The sequence below is a fragment of the Streptomyces sp. NPDC003379 genome (assembly GCF_053589195.1).
Map to the genome: position 1 here is coordinate 60,181 of NZ_JBSFRK010000025.1, position 19,822 is coordinate 80,002.

Consider the following 19,822-nt stretch of genomic DNA (forward strand, 5'->3'; position numbering starts at 1 on the left):
TGGCCTAGGAGAGCCGCGCCCGCGCGAGCTGGCGGGACTGCGCGACCAGGCGGTCCTCGCTGTCCCAGACCTCGGCGTCCTCCTCCAGGAAGCCGCCCGCGAGGTTCCGCGTGGTGATCGCGACGCGCAGCGGTCCGGGGGCCGGGCGGTGACGGACATGGACCGTCAGCTCCACGGTCGGGACCCAGCCGGTCAGGCCCATCTCGAAGGCGGTCGGCGGCAGCGCGTCCACCGCGAGCAGCAGCGACAGCGGGTCGGCGTCGCGGCCGTCCGCGAGACCGAACCAGGCGCGCATCTCGCCCTTGCCGGAGGGCTGCCCGAGCGCCCAGCCGAGCGTGGCGGGGTCCAGCTTGAGGAAGAGGCGGTCGGCGATGGCGGAGCTGCCGGGCACCGGGCGGTGGTCCGGGGCGTCCTGGGCGCCGAAGCACTGGTCGAGCGGCGGGATCGCGGGCGGCTCGGCAGTGGTGCGGACGTCGTCGGGCAGCGCGTCGAGGTCTCCGTACGAGGCGAGCACGCGGATGCGCTCGACCTCGCGGCCCTCCTCGTCGTACTGGAAGAGGGAGGCCTGTCCGGTGGAGAGCGACCGGCCGCCGCGCACCACGTCCGTGCGGACCACGGCGGGGCCGGGGCTCGACGCGGTGAGGTAGTGCGCCGAGATGGTGAAGGGGTCGGCGTGCGGCAGGGCGTCCGCGAGGGCGCGGCCGATGACGGCGAGGAGATAGCCGCCGTTGACGGCGCTGATGATCGTCCACCCCGCCGAGAGCTCGGTGTCGTAGACGCCGGGCTCGCGCCGGGTGACCGCGGTGTCGCGGTCGAACTCGCTGTCGCCGATGCGCGCGGGCACCGCTGCGGGAACTGTTGCTGCCGTTGCCATGGCAGCAACGTACAACATGTAATTACTGAGCGGTAGCTTTTTCTGTCGGTCCGGCAGAGCCCTGCTACGGCGTCTCCTCGACCTCCGCCTCCACGGCCGTCGACCGCCGGTGCCAGGCGCGCGGCGCCCGCCAGTGGTAGCGCAGCGCCAGCAACCGCAGGACGAACGTCGTCACGACGGCGAGGCCACTGGTGAAGGCCGTCAGCTCGTCGAAGCGGATGCACAGGGCGACCATCGTGGCGCCCACGATGGCGGGCACGGCGTACAGGTCGCGGTCCCAGCGGACCAGCGAGGGCACTTCGTTGGCGACGATGTCGCGCAGCACGCCGCCGCCCACCGCGGTCGCGAGCCCCAGGGTGGCCGACGCGGTGAGGCCGAGGCCGTAGTCGTACGCCTTGGTCGTGCCCGCGACGCAGAAGAGGCCGAGCCCCGCCGCGTCGAAGACGTTCACCGCGAGCTGGGTGCGCTCCACCTCCGGGTGGAGGAAGAAGACCAGCGCCGCCGCGAAGAGCGGCGTGATGAAGTATCCGAGGTCGGTGAAGGCGGCCGGCGGCACCGCCCCGATGACCAGGTCGCGGAAGAGCCCTCCGCCCAGCGCGGTGACCTCGGCGAGGACGGCGATGCCGAAGACGTCGAAGTTCTTGCGTACGGCGAGCAACGCGCCGGAGATCGCGAAGACGAAGATCCCCACGATGTCGAGCGCGTGCTGGACGGAAGGGCTGAACAGATCCTGGAGCACGCGCCATTCTTACCTGTGGCCGGGCGGGGCCCGTCGTGACCTTCACCGCGGCTTGAGGGTTTGCGCGCCCTGAACCCTATCCCCCACGGCTCCCTCGTCCGGAAAGTCTCACAGGGGATGTCAATGACAAGGTTGAAGCTCAGGCGACGCACGAGAGGGAGGAGCGCGGAAGCCATGAAGTTCCTGCTGGAGGTCGACATGGGCGAGAACGCGTTCGACGGGAAGGCCGCCGACGAGCTGGGCCGCATCCTGCGGTACTGGGGCGGCAACCTCGGGCACTACGCGCTGACGCCCGGCGACGGCGAGACGATCAGTGACTCCGCCTACCGGGAAGTGGGCCGCTGGAGCGTCGTCGCCGAGTGACGTGGGTCCCGGACACGCCGACGGGAGGGTGCGATCCCCTCGCACCCTCCCGTCGGCGGTCTTCCTACTTCTCTGCCTGCTTCCCGGTCGGCTTCGCGGAAGCCTCCGCCGCCGACTCCTCGGCCTTGGGGACCACCGTCACCACCTCGATCGCCTCCTTGGCGGCCGAGAGCAGCTTTGTGTCCTCGGGCGCCTGGTCCTCGGCGTTCTCCGGGTGGTGGCACGCCACCTGGTGCCCCGTGGCCAACGCGGCCAGCGGCGGCTCCTTCGTCGTGCAGATCTCCGTCGCCTTCCAGCACCGCGTGTGGAAGCGGCAGCCGGTGGGCGGGTCGATCGGCGAGGGGACGTCGCCGCGGAGCAGGATGCGCTCGCTCTTGACGCCGCGCCGCCTGGGGTCGGGCACCGGCACGGCGGAGAGCAGCGCCTTCGTGTACGGGTGCATCGGCGTGGAGTAGAGGTCCTTGCGGTCCGCCAGCTCCACGATCTTGCCGAGGTACATCACCGCGATGCGGTCCGAGACGTGCCGGATGACCGACAGGTCGTGCGCGATGATCACGTACGTCAGGCCCAGCTCGTCCTGGAGGTCGTCCAGGAGGTTGACCACCTGGGCCTGAATGGAGACGTCGAGCGCCGAGACCGGCTCGTCCGCCACCACCAGCTTCGGCCGCAGGGCGAGCGCCCGCGCGATGCCGATGCGCTGGCGCTGACCGCCGGAGAACTCGTGCGGGTAGCGGTTGTAGTGCTCGGGGCTGAGCCCGACGCGCTCCAGCATCTCCTGCACGGTCTTCTTCACGCCGCCCTCGGGCTTGACGCCCTGGAGCTTGAAGGGCGCGCCGACGATCGTGCCGATGGTGTGCCGCGGGTTCAGCGACGAGTACGGGTCCTGGAAGATCATCTGGACGTCGCGGCGGAGCGGACGCATCTTCCCGGTGTTCAGGTGCGTGATGTCCGTGCCCTGGAACTCGACGCGGCCGCCGGTCGGTTCGAGCAGCCGGGTGATGAGCCGGCCCATCGTCGACTTGCCGCAGCCGGACTCGCCCACCACGCCGAGCGTCTCACCGGGGCGCACGTCGAAGGTCAGCCCGTCGACCGCCTGTACGGCCCCGACCTGGCGCTGGAGCAGCCCCTTCTTGATGGGGAAGTGCTTCACCAGGCCGTCGACCTTGAGCAGCGGCTCGGTCGGACTCTTCGTGTGCGCCGGGATCGTCATCTCCTGGCCCTGGCCCTTCACGTCATCTTTCACAGCTTCGGCGCAATCTCTTCGGTCCAGATCCGGGTGCGCTCTTCCTGCGACATGTGGCAGGCGGAGTAGTGCCCGGCGGCCACCTCGCGCAGGTCGGGGCGCTCGCGGCGGGTGATCTGATCCTTGGGGATGTCCGCGTAGGGGCAGCGCGGGTTGAAGGCGCAGCCGCTCGGCAGGTTGATCAGGCTGGGCGGGGAGCCCTTGACCGGGATGAGGCGCTCGGTCTCCTCGCGGTCGATGCGGGGCATCGAGCCGAGCAGGCCCCAGGTGTAGGGGTGCTGCGGCTCGTAGAAGACCTTCTCGGCGGTGCCGCGCTCGACGCACCGGCCGCCGTACATGACCAGGAGCTCGTCCGCCATCTCGGCGACGACGCCCAGGTCGTGCGTGATCATGATGACGGCGGAGCCGAACTCCTTCTGCAGATCCCGGATGAGGTCGAGGATCTGCGCCTGCACGGTGACGTCCAGGGCGGTGGTCGGCTCGTCGGCGATGAGCAGCTCGGGGTTGTTCACCAGCGCCATGGCGATCATCGCGCGCTGGCGCATGCCGCCGGAGAACTCGTGCGGGTAGGAGTCGACGCGCTTGTCCGGCTGGGGGATGCCGACCCGGTCGAGCATCTCGATGGCGCGCTTGCGGGCGGCCTTCTTGTCGACGTCGTTGTGGACCCGGTACGCCTCGGTGATCTGCTTGCCGATGGAGTAGTACGGGTGCAGCGCGGAGAGCGGATCCTGGAAGATCATCGCCATTTCGCGGCCGCGCAGCTTGCGTACGTCGTCGGGGGCGGCGCTCAGCAGTTCCTTGCCGTTGAGCCAGATCTCCCCGGAGATCCGCGCCCTGCGGGCACCGTACTGGCCGGCGGTGTGCAGACCGAGGATGCCCAGCGAGGTGACCGACTTGCCGGAGCCGGACTCGCCCACGATGCCGAGGGTCTTGCCCTTCTCCAGCTGGAAGTCGAGTCCGTCGACGGACTTGACCAGGCCGTCGTCGGTCGGGAAGTGCACCTTGAGGTCGCGCACCTCCAGGAAGGCGGAGGGATCGGGCGAGTCGGCGACGGGCTCGCCCACCGCGGCTCCGCTCTTGGACAGTTCGGTCATCCCAGCCTCACTCGCGGGTCGATGACGGCGTACATGAGGTCGACGACGAGGTTGGCCACGGCGATCGCGAGCGCCGCGCACAGGGTCACGCCGAGGATGACGGGCAGGTCCTTGCTGCTGATGGCCCTGACCGCCTCCAGACCGAGCCCCGGCAGGTTGAACGTGGACTCGGTGAGCACCGCGCCGCCCATCAGGACACCGAGGTCGAGTCCGAAGACGGTGAGGATCGGCGTCATCGCGGAGCGCAGCGCGTGCTTGCGGATGACGGTGACCTCGCCGAGGCCCTTGGCGCGGGCGGTACGGATGTAGTCCTCGCCGAGCACTTCGAGCATGGTGGCGCGGGTGAGGCGGGCGTACATCGCTGCGTTGAGGAAGGCGAGCACGATCCACGGCAGGATCAGCGTCTGGAGCCAGACGCCGGGTGAGTCGTCGGTGCTGAGGCTGTCCGCGATCTTCACCCAGCCGAGCTGGTGGACGAAGATGCCCATCGCGATCATGCCGGTGAAGAAGACGGGGAGCGAGACGCCGGCGAGGGCGGTGGTCATCGCGGCCCGGTCCCAGATGGTGCCCCGCCGCAGCGCGGAGATCACACCGGTGGCGACACCGCCGGCGAGCCAGAGCACACAGGCACCGGCGGCGAGCGCGCCGGTGACGGGCAGGGCCTCCTTGAGGGTGTCCCAGACGGGAGCCTCGGTGCGGAAGGAGTAGCCGAAGCAGGGCGCCGGGCAGTGCGTGACGTCACTGCCGTTGACGTAGTCGCGCCCCATCGGGATGCCCTTGATGAAGTCCCAGAACTGGACGAGGAGCGGGTCGTCGAGTCCCAGCTTGGTCCGGATGCCCTCGATCTGCTCGGCACCGGTCGCCTTGCCGGCGAAGAGGACGGCGATGTCCTGTCCCGCCCACTTGGGCAGCATGAAGAAGACGGTGAAGGTCGCGAGCAGTACGACCAGCACCATGATGACGACGGCGATCAGGCGCCGGATGAGATAAGCAAGCACTGTGCGCGGCCCGGCGGTGGCCGGGGCCCCCTTGTGGGGAGTCCCGGCCATCGCCCCGGGCCATCACCTGCCCTTCGGACTGGCGGGATTCGGCGGCGGTGAGACGGTCGATCGACCAGAGGGGTCGATCAGTCGATCAGCTACGGGTCATACGGGCGTTGCTACTTGACGACGCCGAGCGAGACGTAGTCGTAGCGGCCGTTGTAGGCGTCGCTCATGTAGGCGTTGGTCAGCCGCGGCCCGCGCCAGGTGATGTTCTTCTCGTAGAGGAAGGGCATCCAGTCGGCGTTGTCGAGGATCCGCTTGTCGAGTTCCTTGTAGATCTCGCCGGCCTTGGCCGGGTCGGTCTCGGCGATCGCCTTGTCGAAGAGCGCGTCGACCTTCTTGTCCTTGATCTGGGACTCGTTGTAGTTGCCGGTCGGCATCACGAAGCGGCTGTCGAACAGCGGCTGCGCGTAGCCCTGGCCGGACGGGAAGTCCGGGCCCCAGCCGCTCATCGTCATGCCGTAGCCGCGCTTCTTCACGACGGAGGGCGAGCCGGTGATGCTGGAGGTGTCGGCGCCGTCGAGGGGGTCGACGGAGACCTTGATGCCGACCTTGTCGAGCTGCGCCTGGAGCGCCTCGGCCGCGTCGACCTCACCCGGGTTGTTGTTGCGGGCGGTGAGCTTGGTGCTGAAGCCGTTCGGCTTGCCGCACTTCTTCAGCTCGTCCTTGGCCTTGGCGGCGTCGGGCTTGCCCTTGCGCGCGAGGACGCCGTACGGGTCGTAGTCGCTGTGGCCGGGGATCGCCACCGGGAAGGTGCTGTTGGCGATGTCACCGGCCGCGACCTTGCCGCCGCGGGTCTGCTGGAGAGCCGCGAAGTCCGTGCCGTAGAAGACGGCCTTGCGGCAGTGCACGTTGTTGAAGGGCTCCGCCGTGTGGACGAGCGCGACGTAGCGCACGAAGGACGTGTGCATGTTGTCGACGCTGTCCTTGTGGTCCGATACGGCGGTGACGCGGCCGGACTGGGTCATGCCCGTGCCGTTGAGGTCGACGTCGTAGTCGCCCGCCATCAGCTTCTTGTCGTTCTCCTCCAGGTTGGCGGAGATCGTCACGTCGATCTTGTCGGGCAGCGCCGCGCGGATCGGGTCCGAGGACTTCTTCCACTTGTCGTTGCGGACCAGGACGATCTTCTTGCCGGCCTTGTACTGCTGGAACTTGTACGGGCCGGAGGAGAACGGACGCTGGGTGTACTTGGCCTTGGTGTCCTTGGCCGCCTTCACCGGGGAGCCGCTCGGCATCGCCAGGAACTGCTCGAAGTCACCGTTGCGCTTGGGCAGCTTGAAGATGATGGTCTGGTCGTCGGGCGTCTCGATCGCGTCGAGGCCCTCCTTCGAGGTGTCCTTGTAGGGACCCTTGTACTTGGTCTTGGGGTCGAGCGTCTGCTTGATGTAGCCGGGACCGCCGGTGATGGTGTCCGTCGCCCAGGCGCGCTCGATGCCGTACTTGACGTCCTTGGAGGTCAGCTTGGAGCCGTCCTCCCAGGTCAGGCCGGAACGCAGCTTGTACGTGTAGGTCTTGCCGTCGTCCGAGATCTTGGCGTTGGAGGTGGCGAGGTCCGGGACCAGCTTCGTGCCCGCCTTGCCCGGCTTGGTGTCGTAGGACACCAGCTGCCGGGTGTAGAAGCGCATGAAGTCCCACGACATGCCGTAGTAGGCGCGCTGGGGGTCGGCGGAGTCGAGGTCCTGCTTGCCGACCATCTTCAGCGTGCCCCCCTTCTTCTTGGACGCGTTGGCGACCTTGTCGAGCGCCGCGTTGTAACCGGCTCCCTTGCCGCCGTCACCGCTGTCACCGTCACCGCTGCCACAGGCCGTGGTGGTCACCAGCGCCGCGACGACGAGGGCCGCACCAGCGGTGAGCCGTCGTTTCGAGGAAACTGTGGGCATTTTCTCGTAACCTCCGAGATTCGCGGTCCCTGGCCTTGAGCTGCCGGAGAACCATGGATAGAGCCACCTGACATGCGGCAGGGGCAAGTCGGTCGAGGACCTCTAACGCGTCCCCTTCGGATCGAGCGCGTCCCGCAGCCCGTCACCGAAGAGGTTGAAGGCCAGGACCGTGATGAAGATCGTCACGCCCGGGAAGACCATGAACATCGGGTCGTGCTCGTACGTTTCGAGCGCGTCGCGCAGCATGCCGCCCCATGAGGCGGTCGGCGGCCGCACACCGGCGCCGAGGAAGCTGAGGGCCGCTTCCGTGAGGATGTTGGTCGGGATCATCAGCGTCGCGTAGACGGTGATCGGGGCGACCAGGTTGGGCAGGAGCTCGCGGAAGAGGATGTGGCGCTTGCCGCCGCCGAGACTGCGGGCCGCTTCGACGTACTCGCGTTCACGGAGCGAGAGGGTCTGGCCTCGGACGATGCGGCCGACGTAGGGCCAGCCGAAGAAGCCGATGACCAGGACGAGGATCGCGACGCGCACGCTGGAGCCGGTCAGGCCGAGCAGGTCGTCGGGGAGCACGGAGACGAGGGAGATGATGAAGAGCAGCTGCGGGAAGGAGAGCAGCACGTCCATCACGCGGCTGATCAGCGCGTCGACCCAGCCGCCGAAGTAACCGGCGATGATCCCGAAGAGCGTGCCGAGCACCACGGCGACGATGGCGGCGAGGAACGCCACCAGGAGCGAGATCCGCGCGCCGTAGACGATGCGGCTGAAGACGTCACGGCCCTTGTTGGGCTCGACCCCGAAGAGGAAGTCGCTGCTCATGCCGCCGAGCGCACCCTTGGGGAGGTTCGTCAGCTCGTCGAGCTTCTCCTGATGGAAGTCGTTGGGCGGATGGCCCAGCAGGCTGACGATCAGCGGGGCGAAGACGGCGACCAGGACCAGGAGGACCACCGTGATGCCGCCCGCGAGAGCGACCTTGTCCCGCTTCAGGCGGTTCCAGGCGATCTGCTTGAGGGAACGGCCCTCGACCTTCTTCACCCCTGCACCAACTGCGGAAGCGACGTCCTCGGTCGGGTCCGCGTCCGCAGGTGTGTCATGCAATGGTGCCGTCATCGTGGCAGGGACCCCTCTCAACCGGTGGTGACCGGCCCGCACTTGCCGCTGTAGCGACGTGATCAGTCCGTCGTACACAGGGGGCGAAAGCCCCTGGAGCGGGAGTCTTCATCCACGTCGTGATCTGTTACCAGACTTGACGGGGAATGGATGCGCAACCGTGATGCTGATCGAGGTGTTCCGTTATGCGGACGCGAGTGAACGAGGGGCGAACACGGGGCACTTGGGGTGCAGGACTGCACGGGGGTCCATAGGGCCCCACCTGCATCAGAACGGACATCGTCGCCGTTCGCGCTGCTCAGTACCGGTCAGTACTGCGCGGGGTAGCCGTATCCCCCCGCGGGCGCCGGGGCCGCCTGGGCCTCGCGGTCGTAGAACGGGCGGGCGTTGGCGCGCAGCCACATGGCGACCGGATCGTAGTCGTCGGACATCGCTACGGTCGAGACCGGCAGGCCCTCCGGGACGGCGGCGATGGACTGCTGCATCATCGCGCGCACCGCGTCGACCGACGGCGGCGACGTGTCGTACACGTCGAGGCCGATGGCCAGATACGGCGCGCCGAGCGCGGGCTGAACCCAGGCGCGGCGCAGCGAGCGGACGGCGGGGGTGCGGTGCGCGTTCTGCGTCAACAGGGCGTAGAACTGGGGGATTTCGATGCTCGGCTCGGTGAGCCTGAGCGGTCCCGCGGGCAGCAGGTCCAGGCCCGTGGCGATGCGGCGCAGATCGAGCCAGGGGATGCCGACGCCGCCGCCGGGGGCGTGCGGGTTCAGCCACAGGCCGTAGTGGTCGGGGTAGAGGGTGCGGGAGACGTCGATGCCGCGCACCACTTCATAGCTGCGGTTCCAGCCACTGGCGGACAGCTCCTGGGCGGAGGTCACACAGGGGGCGTAGCCGAGGCCCTCGACCTCCATGTTCCCGTACTGGGCGTCGGGGGAGCCGGCCTGGCCGTGCCAGAGCAGCATCCACACCTGGTCGGCGGCGAGCGCGCGCAGCAGTGCCTCGTACGCGTCGTAACGCCCCGGCGTCACCTGGCGCAGCATCTGCTCGATCTGCCCGGCCGCAGCCGTGCCCGACGCACTCACCCGTAACCGCCCCTTCACCACGAACCCGAGAACATGTGCCCGGCCGGGCCATGGAACCAGCTTAAGCGGCGATCTGGGCGCGGACTTGACGTACGCGCCTCAGCGTCTCGCCCAGGGTCTCGCCCGACGTCTCGCGCGGACCGGTACGGGCTCAGGGCTGCCGCTGGTAGAACGGCCGCACCTTCGCGCGCAGCCAGTCGCCCACCGGGTCCTGCGCCACGTCGAGCAGGACGAGGTTCACCGGCCAGCCCACCGGGACCCGGCCGAGGGCGCGGCCCAGGGCCTCCATCGGCAGGTCACGGGCGGCGCCCTCCCACGTGGACAGCTCCACGCCGACAAAGAGGGTCGGCTCGTCCGTCTCGATGGCGGCCAGGCAGCGGCGCGCGGTGAGCACGACGCCCGTCGCCTCGAACTCGCTGCCCGCGGCGGCCAGGAAGTCGACGGGGTCCTGCTTCCAGTCCGGCTCGAAGAGGCGGACACGGCCGCCGGCCGCGGGCCCGTCCAGCGGGGTGCGTCCGGCCCGGCAGAGCTCGGCGACGGCGGGCGGCGGCAGCGGGACCCCGACGGTGCCGTCCGGGTTCAGCGCGATGCCCAGCTGCGGCGGGAGCCCGCGGGCGAACTCGACGGCGGGCGCCACCGTGCAGCCCATGCGGTCCGCCGCGCCGCCGAGGGCCTGGCGGAACTGCTGCTCGGAGGTGAAGACGGGGACGTACGCCTGCCCGTCGATCTCCAGGGTCGGCAGGTCCAGGGTGCCGCTGTCGGGGCCGCCGCCGTTCGGCAGCGGGATCCATATCTGGCTGCGCCCGAGGACCTCCACGATCCGGGCGCCCGCCGACGCGGGGCCGCCGAGGGAGGCCGCGAGGACCTCTTCGAGTTCGTTGCCCGGCCATCCGCCGTACGGATGGGCGTGTGCCTGCGCCGGAAAGTCCATCTGTCCAACCCCTGCTCGCGACCGCTCTGCCTGCCCTCTGCCTGCGGCTGAACCCTAACGTCGGCCGCCCTCAGCGGTCGAAGGCGATCCCCCGCAGCACCTGCGCCGCCGCACGGTCCAGGAGCACCGCCGAGCCGCAGCCGCGCGGCAGGTCGCCGCGCTCGGCGGCGCCGACCAGCCGGCCGACCGTTCTGCGGTGGCGCGCGAAGGCGTACCGGGACACGCCCCGGCCGCGCTCGCGCTGGCCCTCCAGGGCGGTGTCCGCGGGCACGTCGAGCAGCAGCAGGTGCAGTGTCCTGCCGCGCCGGGCGGCCTCGCGGGCGAGCCAGCGGCGCACCCAGGGCTGGGTGCCGCAGTCGTGTACGACGACGCCGGCCCCGGAGCGCAGGACGCGGCGCAGGCCCGCGTAGTGCGCGAGGCGGACCAGGGGGCGGTAGACCGCGTACGGCAGCAGGCGGGGCATGCGGCGGGCCCAGCGGTCCCGGGTGTCCTGGGAGTCGATGCGGGGGCCCGTCACGGCCTGCCGCATCAGCGTCGACTTTCCGCCACCGGGCAGCCCTGAGACGACGACCAGGTCGCCCTCGTCGAAGGTGAGGCGGTACGGGCTGTGGCCGGCCCGCTGCCGCAGATCGCGGACGACGGCCACCGGGTGCGGGCCGCAGCCCTCCCGGACCGGGGCGGCGGCCTGCTTCGGCAGCGCCACTCCAGCGGTCGTGGCGTAACTGGTCGTGGCGTACACACTCGTCCTGCTGCGCACCGTGATCGGCCTCCCCATAGCGGTCACGTACTGCTTTCCCCGGCAAGTGTAAAGAGAAGGTAATGCGGCACAAGGGAATTCCCTGACCGCGAGTCGGACCACCGGTCCCCCTGGCCCGAGCCGCGTGCAATGATGTGCCCGCCAACTCCATACCGGCCGTTTGAATCCGCGCGGGAGAGTCCCCGGCAGCCGTCGTACGACGTGCTGGGGCGCCGAAGGAGCAAGTCCCTCCCTTGAATCTCTCAGGCCCCGTACCGCGCGGGCGAGGCACATCTGAAAAGCGGGCCGGCAGCCGTCGGCCCCACCCAAGGTGCAAGCCGGGCCCTCGATCCTCTCGAAGATCGGGACGCTCCCGGCGAACCTCTCAGGTTCCGATGACAGATGGGGAGGATCGACCTCGCCCGTCATGCCCTGGGAGTTCCCTTCATGAGCACTGCCCCCCGTCTGACCGCACTCGATGGCGTCCATCGGGCGCTCGGCGCGACCATGACCGATTTCGCGGGCTGGGACATGCCGCTGCGGTACGGCAGCGAGCGCGACGAGCACAACGCCGTGCGCGCCAAGGCCGGTCTCTTCGACCTCTCCCACATGGGCGAGATCACCGTCACCGGCCCCGAGGCCGCCGACTTCCTGAACTTCTCCCTGGTCGGCAACATCGGCTCCGTCGGTGTCGGCCGCGCCCGCTACACGATGATCGTCGCCGAGGACGGCGGCATCCTGGACGACCTGATCGTCTACCGCCTCGGTGCGGCCGAGTCCCCCGAGTACATGGTGGTCGCCAACGCCTCCAACGCGCAGGTCGTGCTGGACGCGCTCACCGCCCGCGCCGACGGCTTCGACGCAGAGGTCCGCGACGACCGCGACGCGTACGCGCTGCTGGCCGTCCAGGGCCCCGAGTCCCCCGGCATCCTGAAGTCCCTGACGGACGCCGACCTGGACGGTCTGAAGTACTACGCGGGCCTGCCCGGCACCGTCGCGGGCGTCCCCGCGCTGATCGCCCGCACGGGCTACACCGGCGAGGACGGCTTCGAGCTGTTCGTCGCTCCCGGTGACGCCGAGAGGCTGTGGAACGCGCTCATGGAGGCGGGCACCCCCGTCGGCATGGTCCCGGCCGGGCTGTCCTGCCGCGACACGCTGCGCCTTGAGGCGGGCATGCCGCTGTACGGGCACGAGCTGACCGCCGAGCTGACACCGTTCGACGCCGGGCTCGGCCGGGTGGTCAAGTTCGAGAAGACGTCGCAGGCGGAGGCCTTCGTGGGGCGTGCGGCACTCGCGGCCGCCGCCGAGCGCGCCGAGTCCGCCCCGCCGCGCAAGCTCGTCGGCCTGGTCGCCGCGGGCCGCCGCGTCCCGCGCGCGGGCTTCTCCGTGGTCGCGGACGGCAAGGTCATCGGCGAGGTCACCTCCGGCGCCCCGTCCCCGACGCTGGGCAAGCCGATCGCCATGGCGTACGTCGACGCGGAGCACGCCGCCCCGGGCACCCCGGGCGTCGGCGTGGACATCCGGGGCACCCACGAGCCGTACGAGGTCGTGGCGCTGCCGTTCTACAAGCGTCAGAAGTGACCCCCCGCACATCTTTCCCGTTCCGCAGCACCCACCCGCGTACAGGAGAATTCAGGTCATGAGCAACAACCCCCAGCAGCTGCGTTACAGCAAGGAGCACGAGTGGCTGTCGGACGCCCAGGAGGGCGTCTCGACGGTCGGCATCACGGAGCACGCGGCCAACGCGCTCGGTGACGTCGTCTTCGTGCAGCTTCCGGAGGTCGGTGACACGGTGACGGCGGGCGAGACCTGCGGCGAGCTGGAGTCGACCAAGTCGGTCAGCGACCTGTACTCCCCGGTGACCGGCTCGGTCGTCGAGGCCAACCAGGACGTCGTGGACGACCCGTCGCTGGTGAACTCCGCGCCGTTCGAGGGTGGTTGGCTCTTCAAGGTCCGGACCACGGAGGAGCCGAAGGACCTGCTCTCCGCGGACGAGTACACCGAGTTCTCCGGCAGCTAAGGATCTCCCCGATGTCGCTTCTGAACACCCCTCTCCACGAGCTGGACCCGGACGTCGCCGCCGCCGTCGACGCCGAGCTCCACCGCCAGCAGTCGACCCTCGAAATGATCGCCTCGGAGAACTTCGCTCCGGTCGCCGTCATGGAGGCCCAGGGCACCGTCCTGACCAACAAGTACGCCGAGGGCTACCCCGGCCGCCGCTACTACGGCGGCTGCGAGCACGTCGACGTCACCGAGCGACTCGCGATCGACCGCGTCAAGGAGCTGTTCGGCGCCGAGTACGCCAACGTCCAGCCGCACTCCGGCGCCTCCGCCAACCAGGCCGCCCTCTTCGCGATCGCCCAGCCCGGCGACACGATCCTCGGCCTCGACCTGGCGCACGGCGGGCACCTCACCCACGGGATGCGTCTGAACTTCTCCGGCAAGCAGTTCAACGTGGTCCCGTACCACGTGAACGAGGCCGGTCTGGTCGACATGGCCGAGGTCGAGCGCCTGGCCAAGGAGAACAGCCCCAAGGTGATCATCGCGGGCTGGTCCGCCTACCCGCGTCAGCTGGACTTCGCCGAGTTCCGCCGGATCGCCGACGAGGTCGGCGCGTACCTGTGGGTCGACATGGCGCACTTCGCCGGTCTCGTCGCCGCCGGTCTGCACCCGAACCCGGTGCCGTACGCGGACGTGGTGACCTCCACCACGCACAAGACGCTGGGCGGCCCGCGCGGCGGCATCATCCTGGCCCGCAACAAGGACTTCGCGAAGAAGCTGAACTCCGCGGTCTTCCCCGGCTTCCAGGGCGGCCCGCTGGAGCACGTGATCGCGGCGAAGGCCGTCTCCTTCAAGGTCGCGGCCTCGGAGGAGTTCAAGGAGCGCCAGCAGCGCACCCTGGACGGCGCCCGCATCCTGGCCGAGCGCCTGGTCCTGGACGACGCCAAGGCCGTCGGCGTCGACGTCCTGTCCGGCGGCACGGACGTGCACCTGGTCCTGGTGGACCTGCGCGACTCCGAGCTGGACGGGCAGCAGGCCGAGGACCGCCTCCACGAGGTCGGCATCACGGTCAACCGCAACACGATCCCGAACGACCCGCGCCCCCCGATGGTCACCTCGGGCCTGCGGATCGGCACCCCGGCGCTCGCCACGCGCGGCTTCCAGGAGGACGACTTCCGCGAGGTCGCCGACATCATCGCCGAGGCCCTCAAGCCGGGCTTCGACGCGGAGGCCCTGAAGGCCCGGGTCTCGGCTCTGGCCGACAAACACCCCCTGTACCCCAACCTGTAGTGGTTTCGTACGCTTCCCTTCGTACGTAACTTCGGGGCACCACGCACACTGGAAGTGAACACAGTGAGCGCGGTGCCCCCGCTCATGCCCGGCGCACGCCCTGATTTCTGCACCACCCCGGCAGACAACGGCGTCTACCAATAACCCTTGGAGTCCTCCGTGGCCATCTCGGTCTTCGACCTGTTCTCGATCGGCATCGGCCCGTCCAGCTCCCACACGGTCGGCCCGATGCGCGCCGCCCGCATGTTCGCGAGCCGCCTCAAGAACGAGGGCCTCATGGCCCACACCACCGCGATACGGGCCGAGCTGTACGGCTCGCTCGGCGCGACCGGCCACGGGCACGGCACCCCGAAGGCCGTCCTGCTCGGCCTGGAGGGCGAGTCGCCGCGCACGGTGAACGTGGAGAGCGCCGACGGCCGCGTCGACGAGATCAGGAGCAGCGGACGCCTCAACCTCCTCGGCGTGCACGAGATCGGCTTCGACTTCGACGAGGACCTGGTCCTGCACCGCCGCAAGGCGCTGCCGTACCACGCCAACGGCATGACGATCTTCGCGTACGACCGTGAGGGCGCCCTCGTCCTGGAGAAGACGTACTACTCCGTGGGCGGCGGCTTCGTCGTCGACGAGACCGTGCTGGACCAGGAGGGCGCGGCGGGCGAGAACCCGATCGTGCCGGACGACACCGTCCTCAAGTACCCCTTCCGCACCGGCGACGAGCTGCTGCGGCTCGCCCAGGAGTCCGGGCTGTCCATCTCCGCCATGATGCTGGAGAACGAGAAGGCCTGGCGCACCGAGGAGGAGATCCGCGAGGGCCTCCTCGACATCTGGCGGGTCATGCAGGCGTGCGTCTCCCGCGGCATGTCCCGCGAGGGCATCCTGCCGGGCGGCCTGAAGGTCCGCCGCCGCGCGGCGAACTCGGCCCGCCAGCTGCGCGCCGAGGGCGATCCGCAGGCCCGCTCGATGGAGTGGATCACTCTCTACGCCATGGCCGTGAACGAGGAGAACGCCGCGGGCGGCCGCGTCGTGACCGCCCCGACGAACGGCGCGGCGGGCATCATCCCGGCCGTCCTGCACTACTACATGAACTTCGTGCCCGGCGGTTCCTCCCAGGAGGAGAAGGACGAGGGCGTGGTCCGCTTCCTGCTCGCGGCGGGCGCGATCGGCATGCTCTTCAAGGAGAACGCCTCCATCTCCGGCGCCGAGGTCGGCTGCCAGGGCGAGGTCGGCTCGGCCTGCTCCATGGCCGCGGGCGCCCTCGCCGAGGTCCTCGGCGGCTCCCCCGAGCAGGTCGAGAACGCCGCCGAGATCGGCATGGAGCACAACCTCGGCCTGACCTGCGACCCGGTCGGCGGCCTCGTGCAGATCCCGTGCATCGAGCGCAACGGCATGGCGGCCGTGAAGGCCGTGACGGCCGCGAAGATGGCGATGCGGGGCGACGGCTCCCACAAGGTGTCCCTCGACAAGGTCATCAAGACCATGAAGGAGACCGGCGCCGACATGAGCGTCAAGTACAAGGAGACGGCTCGGGGTGGGCTCGCGGTGAACATCATCGAGTGCTGAGGAGCTGGACTAGCAGGTCGTGTCGGGGCGGATCCGCTTCAGGTCGATGAGGTAGTCGTCCACCGCGTCCGTGACGCAGCCGTCGCCGCGGCCGTACGCGGTGTGGCCCACGCCCTCGTACGTCAGGAGCATGCCGCCGGGGAACTGGTCCGCGAGGCTCTCCGCCTCCTCGTACGGCGTCGCCGGGTCGCCCGTGGTGCCCACGACCAGGACCGGCGGGAGGTCGCCCTGGGCGCGGACGCGGTGCGGGTGCTGGGTGCCGGCGGGCCAGTCCTTGCAGGTGAGTTCGTCGACGACGCTTGACGTGCCGTAGACGCCCGCGGCCTTGTCGGCGGCGGCGAGGGCGTCCCAGTAGGGGCGGACGCCGCGTGGGTGGGGCGTGTCCAGGCAGCTGACGGCGAGGAGGGCCTCGTCCTCGTTGTCGGCGCTGGTCCTGGAACTGGTGGCGGTGCTGGTGGTGGTGTCCGTGCTGGTGTCCTCGGCCAGGTCGGCGATGCGGGTGGCGTCGCCGTCCGCGGCCTCGCGCAGTGCGTCGGACAGGGGTTCCCAGTCGTCCTCCGGGCTGTACATCGCGGCCGTGACGACGTCGAGCAGCGTCCGCGCGTCCACTTCGTACGCCGTGTCGTCGGTGACGGGCAGCGGCTCGCGCGCCGCCTTCTCGTACAGTTCGTCGATCAGTTCCGATATCTCCTCCGGAGTGGCGCCGGGGCAGCTGTCCCCCGCGATGTCCGCGCAGTGCTCGGTGTAGTCCCCGACGGCCCTGCGGAAGCCCGAGCCTTGGCTGATGGCCCGCTCCGACCAGGTCAAGGAGGGGTCGATGGCGCCGTCCAGGGCCAGGGCGCGGACGCGGTGCGGGAACTGTTCGGCGTACGAGGTACCGAGGCTCGTGCCGTAGGACCAGCCGAGGAAGGTCAGCTTCCGGTCGTCGAGGGCCGCGCGCAGGACGTCCATGTCGCGGGCCGCGTCCTCGGTGCCGACCTGGCGCAGGATGCCGCCGCTGCCCTTCACGCACGCCAGGGCGTCGGCGTGCGCCACGGCGAGGGCGCGGTCGCGCTGGTCACGGGTCTCGGGGCTGATGGGGTCCGGGGTGTCGTCCGACCCGTCCTCGTCGTCGGCCTCCGCGCACTTCACCGCGGGTCGGCTGCCGCCTACGCCCCGCGGGTCGAAGGAGACGATGTCGAAGCGGGCGCGCACCTCGGCGCTGAAGACCTCGCCGCTGTCCGACGTGAGGTCGCTCACTCCGGAGGCGCCCGGCCCGCCCGGGTTGTAGACGAGCGAGCCGATGCGTTCGCCGGGCGCCGCCGTGGCCGCCTTCGCCACCGGCAGGACGAAGGTCTTGCCGTTCTCGGGGTGGGCGTAGTCGCGGGGCACGGTGAGGCGGGCGCAACGGAGGCCGTCGCCGCACCGGTGCCACGTCAGCTTCTGTCCGTAGAAGCGCTTGAGGCCGGGCCGGTCGGCGGGGTCGATGCGCGCGCCGACCGCCGCCTTGTCCCCACCCGCGCCCACGCCCGCCCCGTTCCCAGCAGCACTACAGCCGCCGAGCGCCAGCGCGGTGGTGAGGGCGCCCAGGGCGAGGGGTACGGGGTGGCGGAGACGGGCTGCGAGGTTCAAGGGGGGCTCTTCCTGGGGGCCTGGGGGGCGGCGGGGCGGTGGGGGTGGCTGCGGCGGCGGGGCGGGGCTGAGGCTGCGGGTGGGGCGCTGGACGGGGCTGCGGGTGGGGCGACGGGCAGGGCTGCGGTGGGGCTACGGATGGGGCTGGAGCTGCGGGTCGGGCTGCGGCGACGGGCGGGGCGACGGGTGGGGCGACGGGCCGGGCTACGGCTGCGGCGACGGGCTGCGGGCGCGGAGACGGGCGGAGCTGGAGCTGCGGTCCGGGCTACGGCTGCGGCGACGGGCGGGGCTGCGGATGGGGCTGGAGCTGCGGGTCGGGCTGCGGGCGGGCTGCGGCTGCGGCTGCGGCTGCGGCTGCGGCTGCGGCTGCGGGGGAACGGCGGGGCGACTGTAAAGGGGCTGCTGAGTGGCTCCAGGTGACGAAGGGCTGTGGCTGCGGTGCGACCATCGCGTGGCTCAGGGCGCGAAGAACAACGCCTCCGAGCCCACCGGCCGGTACCCCGCCGCCTGGAACGCCCGTACGCTGCGCGCGTTGCCCGGTGACTGCTGCGCCCAGACCACGTCCCCGTCCGGTATGAGGTGCCGTGCCGCGCTCGCCAGCGCGCGGCCGAGGCCCCGGTGGCGTACGTCCTCCTCGACCTCGATCGACGTCTCCCAGCGGCCCGCGACGCCCCGGCCGAGGACCAGCACACCGCCGCCCGCCGCCGACCACACCCGTACGTCGTCGCGGCGCTTGCGGGCCCGGACGACGCGCGGGTGGTCCGGGTCGTCCAGCTCGCGCAGCTCCAGGCGCGGGTCGGGGGCGCCGGGCCGGGCGGTGGCGGCGGTCAGGAGGTCGATGGTGTCCGTCGTACGTCCCGTCCGTTCCAGGAAGGCTCCGTGGAAGCGCGCGCTCATGGTGGCCGCCAGCGGATCGCAGTCGAGCGAGGCGAGCGTGGACCGCACCCACCCGGGGTCCTCGTCGGTGAAGACGACGGAGTGCGCCGTGAAGGCGATCACGCCCGCGTCGCGGTGGCCGGACTGCGGTACGACGGTGGTGGAGCCGTCCGGTGGCGGGAAATCGCCGCGTGCGGCGGCGTCGAGGACGGCCCCGAGCTCGGCAGAGGCACTGGCCATGGGCGTACTCCTTGTGATCTGGTCCCGGGACGGCCGTTACCCTAACCCCCGTCAGTACTGCACCAAGAAGGGGTGGATCCGGTGGCGGACATCGAGGAAGCGCGCAAGACGTTCGACCAGTTCGACGCGGACGGCGACGGCTTCATCACGGCGGCCGAGTGGAAGAGCGCCATGGCCAAGATGGGCGACTTCTACATGACCGAGACGGTGGCCGAGGCCGTCATCGGCACGAAGGACAGCAACGCGGACAAGCGGCTGTCCTTTGACGAGTTCTGGGCGAGCCTGAACAAGTAGTCGTGCGTGGAGGGGCCCGGCGCATTCTGCGCGCCGGGCCCCTCCGTCGTATCCCTCAGCGGTGCGTCCGCACGCTCCAGCGTCCCTCCCTGCGCTCCAGCCGCACAGGATGGTCGAAGCACTTGCTGATCCGGTCGCTCGTCAGTACGTCCCCCACCTCGCCGGAGGCGAGCGCGCGGCCGTCGCGCAGGAGCAGCGCGTGGGTGGTGCCGGCGGGCAGCTCCTCCAGGTGGTGCGTGACCAGGACCGTGGCGAGTTCCGGGTGGGTCTCGCGCAGGGTGTCGAGGCTGTCGAGCAGGCGTTCCCGTCCGGCGAGGTCCAGGCCGGTGGCCGGTTCGTCGAGCAGCACCAGACGGGGCCTCGGCATCAGGGAGCGCGCGATCAGCGTGCGGCCGCGCTCGCCCTGGGAGAGCGTGGGCCAGCGGGCGTCGGCGCGGTGCGCGAGGCCCAGCAGGTCGATCAGGCGGTCGGCCTGCTCCTCCTGCTCGGGCGTCGGATGCCGACGCGGCACCGGTTCGGTGCTGTTGGTCAGCCCGGTGAGGACCACGTCACGGACCGGCAGCGGTGAGCGCAGCGGGTGGCGCGGGTTCACATGACCGACGTACGCCCGAAGGTCGCGCAGGTCGACGCTGCCCAGGCGGCGCCCGAGCACCTCGACCGTGCCGTGCGTGGGGTGGCTGACGGCGCCGCAGAGGCTGAGCAGGGTCGACTTGCCCGCGCCGTTGGCGCCGAGCAGCGCCCAGTGCTCGCCGGGGCGGACGGTGAGGGTGACGTCTTCGAGGATGGGGCGGCCGTCACGGACGACGGTGACGGCGTCGGCGTGCAGGACGGCGGGCGGGGAATTCCCTCGGGTCACGG

The 19,822-nt window shown here is 70.5% G+C and carries 20 protein-coding genes and 2 riboswitches; of the genes, 7 read left to right on the forward strand and 13 right to left on the reverse strand.

Features of this window, described 5'->3' with window-relative positions; all coding sequences use genetic code 11:
• Positions 1-4: 4 nt before the first annotated feature.
• Positions 5-874: a thioesterase family protein gene (locus ACWDVB_RS24305; RefSeq protein WP_451516653.1), complete on the reverse strand. Its 870-nt coding sequence runs from the start codon at positions 872-874 to the stop codon at positions 5-7.
• Between the two features lie 64 nt (positions 875-938).
• The gene (locus ACWDVB_RS24310) at positions 939-1,613 is read right to left on the reverse strand and encodes a trimeric intracellular cation channel family protein (protein WP_451516652.1); all 675 of its coding nucleotides are present in this window, start codon (positions 1,611-1,613) and stop codon (positions 939-941) included.
• Between the two features lie 174 nt (positions 1,614-1,787).
• Here ACWDVB_RS24310 and ACWDVB_RS24315 point away from each other — a divergent pair, with 174 nt between their 5' ends.
• Entirely contained in the window at positions 1,788-1,976 is a 189-nt protein-coding gene (locus ACWDVB_RS24315; protein WP_451516651.1) for a hypothetical protein, read from the forward strand.
• Positions 1,977-2,040: 64 nt separating this feature from the next.
• On the opposite strand, the gene ACWDVB_RS24320 is transcribed toward ACWDVB_RS24315, so the two are convergent.
• From ACWDVB_RS24320 to ACWDVB_RS24355, 8 genes are all read right to left on the reverse strand, one after another.
• A complete protein-coding gene (locus ACWDVB_RS24320; protein ID WP_451516708.1) occupies positions 2,041-3,186 on the reverse strand; it encodes an ABC transporter ATP-binding protein in 1,146 nt (381 codons plus the stop codon).
• A 29-nt stretch (positions 3,187-3,215) separates the two neighbouring features.
• Positions 3,216-4,313 (reverse strand): ABC transporter ATP-binding protein, encoded by a 1,098-nt coding sequence (locus tag ACWDVB_RS24325; RefSeq protein ID WP_451516650.1) that lies wholly within the window; start codon positions 4,311-4,313, stop codon positions 3,216-3,218.
• Positions 4,310-5,311, reverse strand: a complete 1,002-nt coding sequence (locus ACWDVB_RS24330) for an ABC transporter permease (RefSeq protein WP_451516707.1) — start codon at positions 5,309-5,311, stop codon at positions 4,310-4,312. Before ACWDVB_RS24330 ends, ACWDVB_RS24325 begins: the two co-directional genes overlap by 4 nt.
• 161 nt (positions 5,312-5,472) lie before the next feature.
• Positions 5,473-7,236, reverse strand: coding sequence for an ABC transporter substrate-binding protein (locus ACWDVB_RS24335; protein ID WP_451516649.1), 1,764 nt, complete (start codon positions 7,234-7,236; stop codon positions 5,473-5,475).
• 102 nt (positions 7,237-7,338) lie between these two features.
• Positions 7,339-8,343, reverse strand: coding sequence for an ABC transporter permease (locus ACWDVB_RS24340; RefSeq protein WP_451516648.1), 1,005 nt, complete (start codon positions 8,341-8,343; stop codon positions 7,339-7,341).
• A 308-nt stretch (positions 8,344-8,651) separates the two neighbouring features.
• Complete coding sequence (locus ACWDVB_RS24345) at positions 8,652-9,425, reverse strand: enhanced serine sensitivity protein SseB C-terminal domain-containing protein (protein ID WP_451516647.1); 774 nt, start codon at positions 9,423-9,425, stop codon at positions 8,652-8,654.
• A 151-nt stretch (positions 9,426-9,576) separates the two neighbouring features.
• Positions 9,577-10,356 carry an enhanced serine sensitivity protein SseB gene (locus tag ACWDVB_RS24350; protein ID WP_451516646.1) on the reverse strand — a complete coding sequence of 260 codons (780 nt, stop codon included), beginning with the start codon at positions 10,354-10,356 and terminating at the stop codon, positions 9,577-9,579.
• Between the two features lie 70 nt (positions 10,357-10,426).
• A complete protein-coding gene (locus tag ACWDVB_RS24355; protein WP_451516706.1) occupies positions 10,427-11,131 on the reverse strand; it encodes an AAA family ATPase in 705 nt (234 codons plus the stop codon).
• Positions 11,132-11,274: 143 nt separating this feature from the next.
• A riboswitch (glycine riboswitch) is annotated at positions 11,275-11,380 on the forward strand.
• A riboswitch (glycine riboswitch) is annotated at positions 11,381-11,504 on the forward strand.
• Positions 11,505-11,539: 35 nt separating this feature from the next.
• On the opposite strand from ACWDVB_RS24355, the gene gcvT reads away from it, so the two are divergent.
• From gcvT to ACWDVB_RS24375, 4 genes are all read left to right on the forward strand, one after another.
• A complete protein-coding gene (gene gcvT / locus ACWDVB_RS24360) occupies positions 11,540-12,673 on the forward strand; it encodes a glycine cleavage system aminomethyltransferase GcvT (protein ID WP_451516645.1) in 1,134 nt (377 codons plus the stop codon).
• Between the two features lie 58 nt (positions 12,674-12,731).
• Positions 12,732-13,112: a glycine cleavage system protein GcvH gene (gene gcvH / locus ACWDVB_RS24365; RefSeq protein WP_451516644.1), complete on the forward strand. Its 381-nt coding sequence runs from the start codon at positions 12,732-12,734 to the stop codon at positions 13,110-13,112.
• A gap of 11 nt (positions 13,113-13,123) precedes the next feature.
• A complete protein-coding gene (gene glyA, locus ACWDVB_RS24370; protein WP_451516643.1) occupies positions 13,124-14,383 on the forward strand; it encodes a serine hydroxymethyltransferase in 1,260 nt (419 codons plus the stop codon).
• A 159-nt stretch (positions 14,384-14,542) separates the two neighbouring features.
• On the forward strand, positions 14,543-15,943 hold the full coding sequence (locus tag ACWDVB_RS24375; RefSeq protein ID WP_451516705.1) for an L-serine ammonia-lyase: 1,401 nt from the start codon (positions 14,543-14,545) through the stop codon (positions 15,941-15,943).
• Positions 15,944-15,952: 9 nt separating this feature from the next.
• On the opposite strand, the gene ACWDVB_RS24380 is transcribed toward ACWDVB_RS24375, so the two are convergent.
• Complete coding sequence (locus tag ACWDVB_RS24380) at positions 15,953-17,554, reverse strand: alpha/beta hydrolase (protein ID WP_451516642.1); 1,602 nt, start codon at positions 17,552-17,554, stop codon at positions 15,953-15,955.
• A 103-nt stretch (positions 17,555-17,657) separates the two neighbouring features.
• Here ACWDVB_RS24380 and ACWDVB_RS24385 point away from each other — a divergent pair, with 103 nt between their 5' ends.
• The gene (locus ACWDVB_RS24385) at positions 17,658-17,948 is read left to right on the forward strand and encodes a hypothetical protein (RefSeq protein ID WP_451516641.1); all 291 of its coding nucleotides are present in this window, start codon (positions 17,658-17,660) and stop codon (positions 17,946-17,948) included.
• 62 nt (positions 17,949-18,010) lie between these two features.
• Here ACWDVB_RS24385 and ACWDVB_RS24390 read toward each other — a convergent pair whose 3' ends face one another.
• The gene (locus ACWDVB_RS24390; RefSeq protein WP_451516640.1) at positions 18,011-18,670 is read right to left on the reverse strand and encodes a GNAT family N-acetyltransferase; all 660 of its coding nucleotides are present in this window, start codon (positions 18,668-18,670) and stop codon (positions 18,011-18,013) included.
• An 81-nt stretch (positions 18,671-18,751) separates the two neighbouring features.
• Between ACWDVB_RS24390 and ACWDVB_RS24395 the strand changes: the two genes are divergently transcribed.
• Entirely contained in the window at positions 18,752-18,964 is a 213-nt protein-coding gene (locus ACWDVB_RS24395; protein ID WP_451516639.1) for an EF-hand domain-containing protein, read from the forward strand.
• A gap of 55 nt (positions 18,965-19,019) precedes the next feature.
• Here ACWDVB_RS24395 and ACWDVB_RS24400 read toward each other — a convergent pair whose 3' ends face one another.
• Complete coding sequence (locus ACWDVB_RS24400; protein ID WP_451516638.1) at positions 19,020-19,820, reverse strand: ABC transporter ATP-binding protein; 801 nt, start codon at positions 19,818-19,820, stop codon at positions 19,020-19,022.
• Between the last annotated feature and the right edge of the window lie 2 nt (positions 19,821-19,822).